Raw genomic sequence first — 14506 nt, forward strand, 5'->3', positions numbered from 1 at the left:
ATCCGTATACATGGAGTGACTACTCACTCATGCCGCACTCGACCTTCCTCTCCCTCGTGCCGCAGCAGCTCGCCGAGGCGGGCGGCCTTGGTCTCCCAACGCCATTCGCGCTCGACCCACGCCCGTCCGGCCGCGCCCATCCGCCGCGCCGCCTCCGGGTCCGCCAGCAGGCCGGCCAGCCGGTCCGCGATCGCCGGCACGTCGCGGCCGCTCACCACGTAGCCGGTCTCGCCCTCCCGGACGGCGTCCGGCGCGCCACCCGAGTCGCCCGCGAGCACCGGAAGCCCGGTCGCCGACGCCTCCAGGTAGACGATGCCCAGCCCTTCCACGTCGAGCCCGGCGCTACGCGTGCGGCACGGCATCGCATAGACGTCCCCCGCCGCGTAGTGCGCCGGCAGTTCCTCCCACGGCACCGACCCGGTGAAGATCACATCGGACTCGACGCCCTCGGACCGGGCCAGGGCCTGCAACTTCTCCCGGTACGGCCCCCCGCCCACGATCAGCAACGCCGCCCCGGCCACCCGGCGCCGGATCGCCGGCAGAGCCCGGATGAGCATGTCCTGCCCCTTGCGCGCCACCAGCCGCGAGACGCACACCACCACCGGCCGGTCCCCGAGACCGTGCTTCGCCCGCACCCCGGACCCGTCGACCGCAGGGTGATAAGCGTCCACATCGACGCCCGGGGTGAGCCGCTCCAACGACGTGAGCCCCCGCAACGCCCGGTCCAGGCGAACCCGCTGAAACTCGGTCAGGTAGGTGACCACGTCATTGCCCCGCGCGATCCGCCGCAGCAACTGCCGGGCGCCGGGCAACGCGGCCCACCCGATCTCATGCCCATGCGTCAGCGCCACCGCCCGCTCCACCCCGGCCCGCCGCCGCAACCCGTCGGCCAGCAACCCCAGCGGAGCGGCAGCCCCGAACCAGACGCTGTCACATCCGTACGCCCGAGCCAGCTCGCCGGCCCGCCGCGCCACGGCCGGCGTGGGCAGCAGCACCCCGGTCTTCTCCCGCACCACCTCGAACGGCTGCTCGGCGTCGAACTTCTCGGCCCCCCGCCACGTCGACGCATAGACAACAACCGCCCCGGCCGGCTGCCGCACAGCCAGGTTGTGCACGAACTGCTGAATCCCCCCGGGCCGCGGCGGAAAGTCGTTGGTGACGAGCAGCGTCCGCCCCATCAGCGCACCCCCATTCCGGCAAGCCCCATCAACGACCCACTGGACCGCCCGCAGCCGGCCCCCAGCCGCGCGAGGTCAATAACAAAGCCCACCGAACCGCCCGCAAGAACAGCCACCCGCCGCCCACCCGCCGCACCCGAGACGCGCCGCCGTCCCCCAGCCGCACCAGAGACACGCGACCCCACACCACCCGCGTTCAAGACGACCCGCCGCACGCCGGCCACGCGCGAGGCCGAGCGACGCGCGCCAACCGCGATCGGCGCAGGCCGCGGCAGACCGGCCACGCGCGGCAAGGAGCGGGGCAGATCAGCCACGCACGGGACGGGGCTGGGCACGCCAGCCACACGCGTGAAGGGGCGAGGCACGCCAGCCACACGCGCGAAGGGGCGAGGCACGCCAGCCACACAGGGGAAAGAGCGGGGCACGCCAGCCACACGCGGAGCGAGCCGCTGCAGCTCACCGACAGCAGCGGCCGGCCGGCACCCGTCGGTCACAGCCCGAGCGGGCCGGCGGGCGCCGAGCTCGACCCGAGCGGGCTGCCGCACGGCGGCCACCACTGCGGCAGACGGCGGCCTGCCGGGCGGGGCCGAGGGGGTCCGAGGTGGGTGGACGGAAGCCACCGCCGCGCAAGACCGCCGGCCGGCGGGCAAGGACGAGAGGGCCCGGGGCGGGTGGACGGAAGCCACCGCCGCGCAAGACCGCCGGCCGGCGGCCAGGGACGAGAGGGCCCGAGGTGGGTGGACGGAAGCCACCGCCGCGGCGGAGGGGCGGGCGGCGGGCAGGGCCGAGGCGGTCCGGGGTGGGTGGACGGCGGGCGCCACCGCCGCGGCAGGCGGCCGTCTGGCGGACCGGTTTGAGGTGGGCCGGGGTGAGTGGACGGCAGCCTTCGCCGTGGCAGAGGGGCGGACCGGGGTGGGCCGGGGTGGGTGGGAGGCGGGGGTCATCGTTCGCCTCGGGCGTAGGCGCGGGCGGCTGCCATGCGTTCGACCGTGGAGGGGTGTGAGGCTGACATGGCGTACTCCCAGGCCGGCGGGTCGGGGTCGGAGAGGTTGACGGTGCCGAGGCGGCGTTGCATGGATTCGAAGCCGGCCGGGTCGCCGGTCAGTTCGAGGGCGTGGGCGTCGGCCCGGGCCTCGACGCGGCGGGAGATCAGGGCCTGGGCCGGGCCGCCCAGCAGGCCGGCGATCGCGACGAGGGCGAGGAGCAGCGCGATCGCCTTCGGTTCTCCCATCGTGCCGACGCCGGCCCAGCGCAGCAGCCAGCCCAGCGACCCGAGCAGGTACAGCGCGATCACCGCCGCGGCGGCACCGAGCGCGCCGATGATCGTGCCGGTCAGGACGTCGTTGCGTTTGGCGTGGCCGAGCTCGTGTGCCGCCACCGACACCACCTCGTCCGGGGTGGCCTCGGTGAGCATCGTGTCGTAGACGACGATCCGGCGGGTGGGGCCGAAGCCCGAGACGTACGCGTTGACCGCCCGGGTGCGGCGCGAGGCGTCGGCGACGAGAACGTCCTTGACGGGTACGCCGTCCCGCGCGGCCAGCTCCATCAACGACGTGCGCAGCGGACCGGCGGCCATCGGCGTGAACCTGTTGAAGATCGGCTCGACCACGACGGGCAGCACGAAGGAGAGCAGCACGACCAGCGCCGCCGCCCCCGCCGCCCCGAAGGCCCACCACCAGCGCGGCGCGAGGCGGGTCACCGTGAAGAAGCCGAGCAACGCCAGCGCGCCGATGACCGCGCCCACGGCGAACGACTTGGCGACGTCGACCGTCCAGGCTCCCCACGTCTGGGTCGAGATGCCGTAGCGGGCGACGATCGAGTGCCGCCACGCCGCGAACGGCAGGGTGAGCACCTCGGCGGCGAGCACGATGAGCAGCCCTCCGAGCACCGCCTGGGCGATCCAGTGATCTCCGAACGGGCGCCCGGCCCACGACACCAGGCGCGAGCCCAGCGGCGTCAACCCCAGCAGCAACGCCCCGGCCAGCCCCACGGCCATCCCGCCGTACGCCCCGGGCCGCAGCGCCGCATGGAACTCCCGGGCGCGGGCGACCTGGTCGGCGGGGAGCTGCCCGAGCGCCGCGAGCTGGTCGGCGCGGGGCGCGGGAGGCCGGTGCCACGGGATGGTCACGGCTGTGTAGACGATCAGGACGACGAGGAGCACGGCGAGCGTGCAGGCAGCCCACAGCCGAGGTGTCATGCCCTGCGCCTCCGTCCCGCCGTCGTGATCGCCCATCCTAGGCACGTCCTCACCCACCCCGGCCGACCCCTGTGGATAACCGGGGAACCGGGATGTTGATCACGCCACGTGGCCGTGGCGGCGGTACAGCGGGACCGCCACCGGCGGCTCCGGCGTCTCGAGCAGCTCCACCTCGAAGCCCGCCAGCTCGAACGCCTCGATCGCGCGCAGCTCGCCCGGGGTCAGGTCGCTGATGCCGTCGGGCGTGTCCGCCATCGCCTTGATCAGGCAACCCTCGCATCCGCGTCCCCTACCGGGGCAACGGCCGCAGTCGATGATCATCACTTCCTCCTCGTGCCCGAGGGTGGTGCGGCCGCGATCCGGGGGAAGTGCCTGTCGCGGACCGACCACCATCGGTGACAGTCACGCTATGGAGGGGGTATGACAAAAATCAGGACCGGGCGAGCCGCCGCAGCAGTGAGTCAGCTCCCATCGGGTACGCCCCGTGCCGGCGTACGCCGTCCGCGACCTCCCGGTCCGACGAGATGACCACGAGCGCGCGGCCCGCCGGTTCGGCCCGGACGAGCTGGCGGATGAGCTCGTCGGCGGTGTCGCCCTTGCGCGAGAACAGCACGCGGACGCCGCGGGGCGCCGGTGGCAGGCCGTGCACCCGCTCCGCCCCGTCGAACACCACCGTGACCTCGTCGCCGGTCTGCGCCGCGATGCCGCCCAGCCCGGTGATCAGACGCTTGCGCTGCTGCTCGAGCGACATGTCGGCGAAGCCGCGCTTGGTGACGTTGTAGCCGTCCACGATCAGGTGGGCCCGCGGCAGCGCGAGGAGCTGGTCGAGGCGGCCGGGGTCGTCGGTGTCCTGGGCGCGGGGGCGGGAGCGTTCCTGCGCCCCCGGGCGGTCGGCGGAGGCGTCGGCCACGAAGTCGGCGGGCAGCTTGTCGGCCGGGCCGATGGCCAGCTCGCGGCGCAGCCCGGAGGCCGCCTGCCCGATCGTCTCCAGCAGCAGCCAGAGGCGGGCGTCGTCGGCGGCCCGGGCGTCCTTCGCGCTCTGCTTGCCCGAGGCGGCCGCCGCCTCCGCCTCGGCCAGGCGCGTGCGCAACCGGCGTACCTCGGCATCGTGATCGGCCGCCACCTTCGCCGCGCGGCCCTTCTCGGTGGCCAGCAGATCGCTGGCCCGCTTGTGGGCCGCCTGCGTCTCGCGCAGCGCGCGAGCGGTGGTCCGGGCCTCCTCGCGCAGCTGGCCCAGCTCCTCCCGCACCCGGGCGAGCTCGTCGCGCAGCTTGTCGGCCTCCACCCGGGCGACCGCCCGGTCGTGCTCGGCACGGGCGGCACGGTGCTCGGCGTCCCGGATCTGGCCGGCGACGGCGGCGCTGTCGGCCTCGGCGCGCACCGATTCGCCGGCCGCTTCGACCAGCTCGCGCCAGCCGGTGGGACGGGCCAGGTAGGCGAGGGCGGCGACCTCGACGGGGTCGGCCGCGGCGGGCGCCATGCCGGCGGCGACGGCGGCGCCCAGGTCGCCGGTCTCGGCGACCACCCGGGTGCCGATGCGCTGGCGGAACAGCGGGTCCGAGGTGAGCTGGGCGGCGAGCGCGGCGCCGCCGAGCCGAGCCCGACGATTGGGGGCGAACCGGGCAACCCGCCGGAGGGCGACGGGGATCTCCTCGCCCGGCATGCCGGGCAGGGCGGCCGCGGTCAGCGCGGTGATCCGCTGCCGGACGGGCTCGGGCAGGGCCGGCTCCGGCGCACCGCCGTCGTCACCCTCCAGCGAGACCGAAGAGGAACCGCCCAAGGCAGCAGGAGCCGCCGCCTCCTCCTCGGAGGGGTGGTCGGCGAACTCCTGCGGCGCGGACATTTTTCTATTCTCCCACCGTGGGCAGCGGAAAAGCTTGCGGAGGCAAGTGATCTTTTCGGGTACGGACCCGGAGAATGTCGTACCCGGGCCCTAGATTGCCCGCCGTGGCACAACCGGCATATGTCCAAGGCACTCTGGACACCCTCCTGAGCGCCGACGGTTCCGTCGATCCGGCGGCGTTGTCGCTGCGGGACACGACGTTCGTGGTGCTCGACCTGGAGACGACCGGCGGGGCGCCGGACGGCGGCGGCATCACCGAGATCGGGGCGGTCAAGGTCCGCGCCGGTGAGGAGCTGGGCGTGCTCGGCACCCTGGTCAACCCGGGTGAGCGCCTGCCGCCGTTCATCACCGTGCTGACCGGCATCACCGAGGCGATGCTGGCGCCGGCGCCGCCGATCGAGGCCGTGCTGCCGAGTCTGCTCGAGTTCCTGCGCGGGTCGGTGCTGGTCGCCCACAACGCGCCCTACGACGTGGGCTTCCTCAAGGCCGCGTGCGCCCGGCACGGGCATGCCTGGCCGCAGCTGCGCGTGCTGGACACCGCGGCCCTGGCCCGCCGGGCGCTGACCCGCGACGAGGTGCCCAACCGCAAGCTGGGCACGCTGGCGCAGTTCTTCCACGCCCGGGTGCAGCCCACCCACCGGGCGCTCGACGACGCCAAGGCGACCGTGGACGTCCTGCACGGGCTGATCGAGCGGCTGGGCAGCTTCAAGGTGCACACGCTCGGCGACGCGATCGAGTTCGCCAAGGCGGTCACCCCCGCCCAGCGGCGCAAACGCCATCTCGCCGACAACCTGCCGCACGTGCCGGGGGTCTACGTGTTCCGCGCCGCCGACGAGCGGCCGCTCTACGTCGGCACCTCGGTGGACATCGCGACCCGGGTGCGCAGCTACTTCACGGCCGGCGAGAAGCGGGCCCGGATGTCGGAGATGATCGCCGCCGCGACCCGGGTGGAGGCGGTGGAGTGCGCGCACTCGCTCGAGGCCGAGGTGCGTGAGCTGCGGTTGATCGCCGCGCACGCGCCGCCGTACAACCGCCGCTCGAAGTATCCGGAGCGGGTGGTGTGGCTGAAGCTGACCGCGGAGGCCTACCCCCGGCTGTCGGTCGTGCGGCAGCTCGCCGACGACGACGCCGCCTATCTCGGGCCGTTCTCGTCGCGGCGCACCGCCGAGCTCGCCGCGGCGGCCGTCTACGACGCGGTGCCGCTGCGCCAATGCACCCACAAGCTCTCCACCAGGACGGTCACGCCGGCCTGCGCGCTGGCCGAGCTGGGGAGATGCCCGGCGCCCTGCGAGCACCGGATAACCCCTGAGGCGTACGCCCAGAGCGCCGCGCTGCCCTTTCGCACCGCCACCCACGGCGACCCGGAGCCCCTGGTGGAGGCCCTCCTGGCGAGGATCGAGGCACTGTCGCAGCGGCAGCGTTACGAGGAGGCGGCGGTCGTCCGGTCCCGCCTCGTCGCGCTGCTGCGGGCCGTCGTGCGGATGCAGAAGCTGGGGGCGCTGACCCGGATCGAGGAGCTGGTGGCGGCGCGGCGCAACGACGCGTACGGATGGGAGATCGTGGTGGTCCGGCACGGCCGCCTGGCCGCCGCCGCGACCTCGCCGCCGCGCCTGCATCCCCGGCCGACCCTGGACCTGGCCCGGGCGACGGCGGAGACGGTCCTACCCGGACCGGGACCGGTTCCGGCGGCGTCGGCGGAGGAGACCGAGCGGATCCTGGCATGGCTCGAGCGGCCGGACACCCGGCTGGTGGAAACTTCCGGCGACTGGGTGTCACCGGCGCGTGGCGCAGCGCGGTTCAGTAGGCTGCTCACCAGGGCCGAAGCCGCGGCGTCGAGAAGAGACTCACCCGTTCGCTCATCCGTAACTGCCCGTTCGGATGACGCTCGCTCGCTTAGGCTGTAGGGCACGCGGCTGCAAAGCCGAGAAATCGGTGGGATCCGCGCGTAGGGTGCGATCGATCCGGGAGGGGGTGTCCGAGTGGACGTCGACGCCGGCCACGGCGCCGCCCTTGGACGTGCCCTGCCGACGGCGCCGCTGACCCAGCGGCTGAGGTCGTTCCTGAGCTTTCAGGGCAACGACGACGACCCGGTCACCACCCTGACGCGCACGCATCGTGCGATCCATCCGTCCGCCGACGCCGGCATCCTGCGGCGCAGCTACGCCGTGGCCGAGAACATGCACCGCGGCCAGTTCCGCAAGAGCGGCGACCCGTACATCACCCATCCGCTCGCCGTCGCCCAGATCTGCGCCGAGCTGGGCATGGACACGACCACGCTGGTCGCGGCGCTGCTGCACGACACGGTCGAGGACACGAGCTACACGCTGGAGACGCTGCACGGCGACTTCGGCCCCGAGGTCACCCACCTGGTCGACGGCGTCACCAAGTTCGACAAGGCGTTCTACGGCAAGGTGGCCGAGGCCGAGACGATCCGCAAGATGATCATCGCGGCCGGCAAGGACGTCCGGGTGCTGGTGATCAAGCTGGCCGACCGGCTGCACAACATGCGCACCCTCGACGCCCGCTCCCCCGCCTCCCGGGCCCGCATCGCCACGGCCACGCTCGACGTGCTCGTCCCGCTCTGCGACCGGCTCGGCATCCAGGCCCTCAAGCGCGACCTCGACGACGTGGTGCTCTACCACCTCGAGCCGGAGTCGTACGCCCGCATCGACGAGCACGTCAAGAACCGCCCCGGCTGGGACGAATACCTCGGTGCCGTGTCGGTCGAGGCCCAGCGCGCGCTGCGCCGGCTGCGGGTCAGCGCCGACGTGAAGCCGCGACCCCGGCACTACTACTCGATCTGGAAGGACACGGTCGCGGGCGGTCACGCCGTACCGTTCGACCTGCCCCGCCTGGCCGTCGTGGTCGACGGCCCGGAGACCGACTGTTACGCCGCGCTCGGCGCCATCCACGGCCAGTGGCGCCCGGTGGCCGGCCGTTTCAAGGACTTCATCGCCTCCCCCAAGAACAACCTCTACCGCTCGCTGCACACGACCGTCACCGGCCCCGACGGCCGCCTCGTCGAGGTGCTGATCCGCACGGTCTCGATGCACCGCTGCGCCGAGTACGGCGTCGCCACCGGCTACCGCTACCCGAAATTCGACTCCGAGACGGGCACGGACCAGCTCACCTGGCTCAAGCGGGTGCTCGACTGGGAGCAGGACACCACGGACGCGGGCCAGTTCCTCGACTCGCTGCGCTGCGACCTCGCCGAGGCCCAGATCACGGTCTTCGCCAAGGGCCGCACCTTCGAGCTCCCGGCCGGCTCCACCCCGGTCGACCTCGCGTACGAGCTCAGCCCCGACAAGGGTGACCAGACGCTCGCCGCGACCATCAACGGCCGGCTGGCACCGCTGAGTTCCCAGCTCCGCGACGGCGACGTGGTGGAGATCTTCACCGAGACCGACGGCCGCGTCGAGGTCGAACCGGGCATCGCTCCCCGCGGCCCCCGCAAGGAGTGGCTGGGCTTCGTCAAGTCGACGCAGGCCCAGATGCAGATCAACCGGTACTTCGCGGAGGAGAACTCCCCCGGCATCAGCATCGCCGACAAGGTCCGCCTCGGCCGCGCCACGATCGGCCTGACCCTGCGCAAGCACGACCGCGGCCTGGCGAGCGAGGTGCCGCTGCGCCGGCTCGCGGAGGAGCTCGGCTACCCGGACCTGGAAACCATGCTGGTGGCCGTGACGGAGCGCAACCTCGAGCCGGACCAGGTGGTCGAGCAGCTGATCGCCCTGGTGGACCACCCCGACTGAGCCCGGCGGGCCACCCGGCGCACCGCCCAGGCTGAGCCGGTGGGCCGCCCAGACTGAGCCCGGTGGGCCACCCAGGCTGAGGGACGGGCGGCGCCCCGCTAGCCTTGGGGCGTGAAAATGCCTCGGCGATTGCGCGGCGCCGCATATCAGGGCTTCTATCGGCTGCCGCACCCGGTGCGCCGGCGGATCGTGCGGCTCATCGCGCCGAAATACCTGGTCGGGGCGGTGTGCATCGTGCGGGACAGCGACGCCCGCGAGCCCGGCCGGCTCCTGCTGCTGCGCCAGCCGCCCGGCCGGGGCTGGGGCCTGCCCGCCGGCCTGCTCAAGAAGGGCGAGGCACCCGAGGTCGGCGCCGCCCGCGAGCTGCACGAGGAGTCCGGCGTCCGGATCGCCCCGGACGAGCTCACCCCGGCCGTCCCGAACGCCATCGTGCACCCCAAGGGCTGGGTCGACACCGTCTTCATGGGTACGGTCCCCGCCTCCACCACCGAACTCGTCGTCGACGGCGGCGAGGTCCTCGAGGCGGTCTGGTTCCCCCTCGACGACCTCCCCCGCCTGACCCCGAACACGGCCCTGGTCCTCGGCGTCTACGGCATCGGCCCCCGCGCGGCCGAGCAGACCCCGTCCGCGTCGTCATGAGCGCCGTTGCCGCCGTGATCCTGGCCGCGGGTGAGGGGCAACGGCTGCGGCCGCTGACCGAGGGCGTACCGAAGGCGCTCTGTCCGGTCGGGAACGTCGCGCTGCTCGACCGGGCCCTGGCGCGGGTGGCCGGCCTCGGCCTGCACGGGCCGTCCATGGTGGCGGTCAACGCCGCGTACCTGGCCGAGCAGCTCGTGGCGCACGCCGGGGAGCGGGTGCATGTTTCCGTCGAGCCCGACGGGCCGCTCGGCACGGCCGGCGGGATCGGCCGGCTCCGCGGGTGGATCGACGGCCGCGGCGTGCTGGTCGGCAACGCCGACGCCTACCTGGCGGACGCAGTGCGCGAGCCGGGCAAGGACATCGCCGCGCTGCTCGACGGCTGGGACGGCGAGACCGTACGGATGCTGACGAAGCCGGTGCCGCCCGGCGACACGGGCGGCTTCAGCGGGCGGCGCTTCGCCGGCTTCTCCCTGCTGCCGTGGCGGTACGTGCGCGAGCTCAGCCCGGAGTTCTCCGACCTGGTCCGCACGGTGTGGCGCCCGGCGGAGGCCGCGGGCGAGCTGGAGCTCATCGGCTACGACGGCGTCTACATCGACACCGGCACCCCGGCCAGGTATCTCGCGGCCAACCTGCACGCGGCCGGCGTCCCGGTCGAGGGCGCCGACACGCCCGACCCGACCGTCCCCCGGCAGCCCGCCGCGGACGGGATCGGTGGCCTGGTGGACCCCTCGGCGAGGGTCAGCGGGCACGCCGAGCGGTCGGTGGTCGGGGCGGGCGCGGTCGTCGAGGGCCGGGTGGACCGCTGCGTCGTCTGGCCCGGTGCGCACGTCGCCGCCGGCGAGGACCTGAGCCGGATCATCCGCGCCGGCGAAGACCTGACCGTGGCCGCCTGATCAAGGGGCGCCCGGGTCGTTAGCATGAACCGACGCCGACCCGAGGGAGCCTCCGTGAACACCGCGATCGTGCACATCGACTGCGCCACCGACTCGATTCCTGAGGTCGCCGAGGCGCTGGCCGCGCTGCCCGGGGTCAGCGAGGTCTACTCGGTGGCCGGCAACGTGGACCTGATCGCGATCGTGCGGGTGCCGCGGTTCGACGATATCGCCGAGGTGATCGCCGGGCGGATCTCGAAGACGCCCGGGGTGCTCAACACCGAGTCGCACATCGCGTTCCGGGCGTACTCGAAGCACGACCTGGAGGACGCCTTCGCGATCGGGCTGCCCGACGCCGACTGACCCCGCGCGGGACACGGAAAAGGGGGCCCTCGCGGGCCCCCTTTCTCGCGTGCTGACTCAGCGGCCGGAGGTGATCTCCTCGCGGTCCTCGCGGCTCGCCAGCGGCGGGACGGCCGGCGAGACCGGGGCCTCGACCGGCTTCTCGACCGGGAAGAAGAAGCCCTTGACCGCGGGCGCCAGCGCGCCGAGGCGGTTCATCTTCTTCGGGACGACCCAGCCGGCGTAGTCCAGCGGCAGCGGGTGGCCGTGGTCGTCGACGGGGCTCAGCGGCTGGTGGACCTCGACGAAGCGGCCGTCCGGCAGGCGCTTGATGATGCCCGTCTCCACGCCGTGGGCGAGGACCTCGCGGTCGTGCTGCTGCAGGCCCAGGCAGATGCGGACGGCCAGGTAGTACGCCAGCGGCGGCAGGATCACCATGCCGATGCGGCCGGCCCAGGTCATCGCGTTCAGGCTGATGTGGAACTTGTCCGCGATGACGTCGTTGCCGCCGGAGAGGGTGGCCACGATGAAGAATGTGAACGCCATGGCGCCGAGGCCGGTGCGCTCGGGTGCGTCGCGCGGCCGCTGGAGCAGGTGGTGCGACCGCGTGTCCTTCAGGCGGCGCGCCTCGATCCAGGGGTAGAACATCGGCACCGTGGTCAGCGCGCCGAGGCCGACGACCGCGGGCCAGAACAGCGGCGGGATCACGTAGCCGTCGCCGATCGGCAGGTCGATCTGCCAGGCGGGCATGAGCCGGACCAGGCCGTCCATGAACATGACGTACCAGTCGGGCTGGCTGCCCGAGGAGACCTCGGACGCCCGGTACGGCCCGAACAGCCAGATCGGGTTGATCTGGAACAGGCCGGCCAGCAGCGCGATCACGCCGAAGACGGTCATGAAGAAACCGCCCTGCTTGAGCGCGTACCGCGGGAACATGCGCTCGCCGACCACGTTGGAGTTGGTCCGGCCGGGGCCGGGCCACTGGGTGTGCTTCTGCGCGAAGACCAGGCCCAGGTGGACGCTGATCAGCGCGAGCAGGCCGCCCGGGATGAGCAGGACGTGGGCGATGTAGAAGCGCCCGATGATCAGCTCGCCCGGGAACTCGCCGCCGAAGATCGACGCCGACAGCCAGGTGCCGACGACCGGGATGGACAGCATGATCGCCGAGGCGATGCGCAGGCCTGTGCCGGAGAGGCCGTCGTCGGGGAGCGAGTAGCCGGTGAAGCCGGCGAGGAAGCCCAGGAGGAACAGCGCGATGCCGATCGCCCAGTTGGCCTCACGCGGCTTGCGGAACGCGCCGGTGAAGAAGACGCGCGCCATGTGGACGACGATCGCCGCCATGAACAGCAGCGCCGCCCAGTGGTGCATCTGCCGCATGAACAGACCGCCGCGCACCTCGAACGACAGGTGCAGCGAGGACTCGTACGCCGCCGACATCTCGGTGCCGCGCAGCGCCGTGTACGAGCCGTCGTACGCGACCTCCTTCATCGACGGGTCGAAGAAGAGGGTCAGGAACACGCCGCTGAGCAGCAGGACGATGAACGAGAAGAGCGCGATCTCCCCGAGCAGGAACGACCAGTGGTCGGGGAAGACCTTGTTCAGCAGCCCTCGCAGCGGGGTGGCCACCTGGTAGCGCTCGTCGACGCCCTTGGCGGCCTTGCCCGGTACGGATGCGAGATCGAACTTTCGGCGCTTCACGGCCTCTCCCAGAAGTCGGGCCCGACGGTCTCTCGGTAATCAGACGCTGCCACGAAGTAACCCTCGTCGTCCACCGTGATGGGCAGCATCGGCAGTCGGCGGCTGGCCGGTCCGAAGATCGGGCGGGCGTTCTCCGTGATGAGGAACTGCGACTGGTGGCACGGGCAGAGGAGCCGGTTGGTCTGCTGCTCGTACAGGCTGGCGGGGCAGCCCGCGTGGGTGCAGATCTTGGAGAAGGCGACGTAGTTGCCCCACATCGCGCCCTTGTTGCGCTCGTCCTCCTCGGACGCCTTGCGGGCCACCGCGGCGTCGTCCGCGCGCAGCTGGATCAGCAGCGTGGGCGAGTCCGCGTACTCGTTGGTGGCACCGTGGGGAACGCCGGGGAACACCGTGATCTGGCCGCCGACGCTGATGTCCTCGGGCCGGATCGGGGTGCCGTCCTCGTGCGTCAGCCGGACCGGACGGCCCTGGTTGGCCACCGGGTCGAAGCCGGTGCGGAACATCGGCGGGTCCTGGCCGCGGTCGGGCTTGTGCGGGTTCTTGATCAGGCCGCCGACCAGCGGCGCCGCGGCGACCAGGCCGATCGGCGCGAGGCCCAGGGCGATGGCGCCCTTGAGCAGCGGCCGGCGCTGGATGCCGAGCTCGTCGACGGTGAAGAGCAGCGTCTGGCCGGTGATCTGGCGATCCTCGTCCGTCGACCTGCCCTCGTGCCGGTCCTGGATCGAGACCTCGTGCGGCAGCAGCTTCTTGGCCCAGGTCAGGATGGCGAAGCCGATGGCCAGCAGGGCCAGGCCGAGCGAGATGCCGAGGATCGGGGTGTAGTAGTCGCTGCGCGCGTGGCCCAGCTCGAACTCCCACGGCCAGAAGATGTACGCGGCCAGGAACACCAGGCCGAGCAGCCCCGCGAGCAGGAACATCAGGGCGATGGTGCGCTCGATGCGCTTCTCCGCCTTGGAGTTCGGCGTCGGGAACTGCGACTCGTACGTGACGATCTCGATGTCGTCGCGCCGGGCGCCCTCGCGGACGATCTCGAAGCGGGACAGCCGGGGATCGCTGAGGTCCACCGGCTCGGTGCCGGCGCCGTGCTGGTCGTTCTTGGTCACCGTCATGACTTCCCCGCAATCCACAGCGTCGCGAACACCAGGAGCGTGATCCCGACCAGGAAGATGGCCAGGCCCTCGGTCACCGGCCCGTACCGGCCGAGGTTGAAGAGGCCGCCCGGGTCCTTGTCCTCCTGGAGCTGCTGCGTGACGTACGTGATGATCTGGCGCTTCTGCTCGGGGGTGATCTCGTTGTCGCCGAACACCGGCATGTTCTGCGGGCCGGTGAGCATCGCGGCGTAGATCTCCTCCGCGGAGGCGGAGTGCAGCGAGGGCGCGAACTTGCCGGACGACAGGGCACCGCCGGCGCCGCCGAAGCTGTGGCACGAGGTGCAGTTGATCCGGAACAGCTCGCCGCCGCGGGCCAGCGCCTCGGGGTTCTGCTCGATGTCCTCGACCAGCGAGCCGGACGGCAGCTGCGGTCCGCCGCCGAGCTCCTGGATGTACTGACCCAGCTGCTTGGTCTGCGCCTCGTTGAACTGCGGCGGCTTCTTCTCGGCCTGGGCCTCCTGCCGGGTCATCGGCATGCGGCCGGTGCCCACCTGGAACTCCACCGAGGCGGAGCCGACGCCGATCAGGCTCGGCCCGCGGCCCTCGACACCCTCGGCGTTGCGGCCGTGGCAGCTGATGCAGCTGTTGTCGAAGAGCGCCTTGCCCTCCTGCGCTGCGCCGGAGAGCTGGCGGGTGTCCTCGGCGGAGGCGCCGGGGGCGAAGGCGGTGTAGACGCCACCCGCGAGGGCGAGCGCGGCGAGCATGCGGACCGCGGCGCCGATGCGCCGGCGCGCCCGGCTCGGCGCGGACCGCCGCCTGGTGAACACCCGGAAACGCCGTCCGGCGGGGGTGTCAGAAGTCATGGGTATGTCCCTCTGGGTCTTGACCTTGAAA

12 protein-coding genes are annotated in these 14506 nt (G+C 72.6%); 5 read left to right on the plus strand and 7 right to left on the minus strand.

Annotation, left to right across the window (positions count from 1 at the left end):
- Positions 1–23: 23 nt before the first annotated feature.
- The 4 genes from CLV70_RS13635 to CLV70_RS13650 form a co-directional block, all read right to left on the minus strand.
- The gene (locus CLV70_RS13635; protein ID WP_106126815.1) at positions 24–1178 is read right to left on the minus strand and encodes a glycosyltransferase family 4 protein; all 1155 of its coding nucleotides are present in this window, start codon (positions 1176–1178) and stop codon (positions 24–26) included.
- 940 nt (positions 1179–2118) lie between these two features.
- Positions 2119–3375, minus strand: a complete 1257-nt coding sequence (locus CLV70_RS13640) for a M48 family metallopeptidase (RefSeq protein ID WP_106126942.1) — start codon at positions 3373–3375, stop codon at positions 2119–2121.
- Positions 3376–3474: 99 nt separating this feature from the next.
- Positions 3475–3630 (minus strand): hypothetical protein, encoded by a 156-nt coding sequence (locus CLV70_RS13645; RefSeq protein ID WP_245908203.1) that lies wholly within the window; start codon positions 3628–3630, stop codon positions 3475–3477.
- Between the two features lie 175 nt (positions 3631–3805).
- A complete protein-coding gene (locus CLV70_RS13650; RefSeq protein ID WP_106126816.1) occupies positions 3806–5218 on the minus strand; it encodes an NYN domain-containing protein in 1413 nt (470 codons plus the stop codon).
- A 104-nt stretch (positions 5219–5322) separates the two neighbouring features.
- Here CLV70_RS13650 and CLV70_RS13655 point away from each other — a divergent pair, with 104 nt between their 5' ends.
- The 5 genes from CLV70_RS13655 (at position 5323) to CLV70_RS13675 (ending at position 10844) form a co-directional block, all read left to right on the plus strand.
- Complete coding sequence (locus tag CLV70_RS13655; RefSeq protein ID WP_106126817.1) at positions 5323–7122, plus strand: DEDD exonuclease domain-containing protein; 1800 nt, start codon at positions 5323–5325, stop codon at positions 7120–7122.
- Between the two features lie 75 nt (positions 7123–7197).
- The gene (locus tag CLV70_RS13660) at positions 7198–8970 is read left to right on the plus strand and encodes a RelA/SpoT family protein (RefSeq protein WP_106126818.1); all 1773 of its coding nucleotides are present in this window, start codon (positions 7198–7200) and stop codon (positions 8968–8970) included.
- A 117-nt stretch (positions 8971–9087) separates the two neighbouring features.
- Positions 9088–9609: an NUDIX hydrolase gene (locus CLV70_RS13665; protein WP_106126819.1), complete on the plus strand. Its 522-nt coding sequence runs from the start codon at positions 9088–9090 to the stop codon at positions 9607–9609.
- Entirely contained in the window at positions 9606–10502 is an 897-nt protein-coding gene (locus CLV70_RS13670; protein ID WP_106126820.1) for a sugar phosphate nucleotidyltransferase, read from the plus strand. Before CLV70_RS13665 ends, CLV70_RS13670 begins: the two co-directional genes overlap by 4 nt.
- Positions 10503–10556: 54 nt before the next feature.
- Positions 10557–10844: an Lrp/AsnC family transcriptional regulator gene (locus tag CLV70_RS13675; RefSeq protein WP_106126821.1), complete on the plus strand. Its 288-nt coding sequence runs from the start codon at positions 10557–10559 to the stop codon at positions 10842–10844.
- A 57-nt stretch (positions 10845–10901) separates the two neighbouring features.
- Here the strand turns inward: CLV70_RS13675 and qcrB are convergent, their stop codons facing one another.
- Genes qcrB through qcrC form a run of 3 tightly spaced genes read right to left on the minus strand, consistent with a single transcriptional unit; the run spans position 10902 to position 14475 of the window.
- Positions 10902–12521 (minus strand): cytochrome bc1 complex cytochrome b subunit, encoded by a 1620-nt coding sequence (qcrB, locus tag CLV70_RS13680; RefSeq protein WP_106126822.1) that lies wholly within the window; start codon positions 12519–12521, stop codon positions 10902–10904.
- Positions 12518–13630, minus strand: a complete 1113-nt coding sequence (gene qcrA / locus CLV70_RS13685) for a cytochrome bc1 complex Rieske iron-sulfur subunit (RefSeq protein WP_106126823.1) — start codon at positions 13628–13630, stop codon at positions 12518–12520. Before qcrA ends, qcrB begins: the two co-directional genes overlap by 4 nt.
- Complete coding sequence (qcrC, locus tag CLV70_RS13690) at positions 13627–14475, minus strand: cytochrome bc1 complex diheme cytochrome c subunit (RefSeq protein WP_106126944.1); 849 nt, start codon at positions 14473–14475, stop codon at positions 13627–13629. The genes qcrA and qcrC overlap by 4 nt, the downstream gene beginning before the upstream one ends.
- Between the last annotated feature and the right edge of the window lie 31 nt (positions 14476–14506).

It is taken from the genome of Pseudosporangium ferrugineum (genome assembly GCF_003002065.1).
Classification (GTDB): Bacteria; Actinomycetota; Actinomycetes; order Mycobacteriales; family Micromonosporaceae; genus Actinoplanes; species Actinoplanes ferrugineus_A.

What these genes read in the sequence shown, in the direction of transcription:
- CLV70_RS13635 (WP_106126815.1), bottom strand. Translation starts at nt 1,178, where the DNA reads ATGGGGCGGACGCTGCTCGTCACCAACGACTTTCCGCCGCGGCCCGGG.
- CLV70_RS13640 (WP_106126942.1), bottom strand. Translation starts at nt 3,375, where the DNA reads ATGACACCTCGGCTGTGGGCTGCCTGCACGCTCGCCGTGCTCCTCGTC.
- CLV70_RS13645 (WP_245908203.1), bottom strand. Translation starts at nt 3,630, where the DNA reads ATGGCGGACACGCCCGACGGCATCAGCGACCTGACCCCGGGCGAGCTG.
- CLV70_RS13650 (WP_106126816.1), bottom strand. Translation starts at nt 5,218, where the DNA reads ATGTCCGCGCCGCAGGAGTTCGCCGACCACCCCTCCGAGGAGGAGGCG.
- CLV70_RS13665 (WP_106126819.1), top strand. Translation starts at nt 9,088, where the DNA reads ATGCCTCGGCGATTGCGCGGCGCCGCATATCAGGGCTTCTATCGGCTG.
- CLV70_RS13670 (WP_106126820.1), top strand. Translation starts at nt 9,606, where the DNA reads ATGAGCGCCGTTGCCGCCGTGATCCTGGCCGCGGGTGAGGGGCAACGG.
- qcrA (WP_106126823.1), bottom strand. Translation starts at nt 13,630, where the DNA reads ATGACGGTGACCAAGAACGACCAGCACGGCGCCGGCACCGAGCCGGTG.
- qcrC (WP_106126944.1), bottom strand. Translation starts at nt 14,475, where the DNA reads ATGACTTCTGACACCCCCGCCGGACGGCGTTTCCGGGTGTTCACCAGG.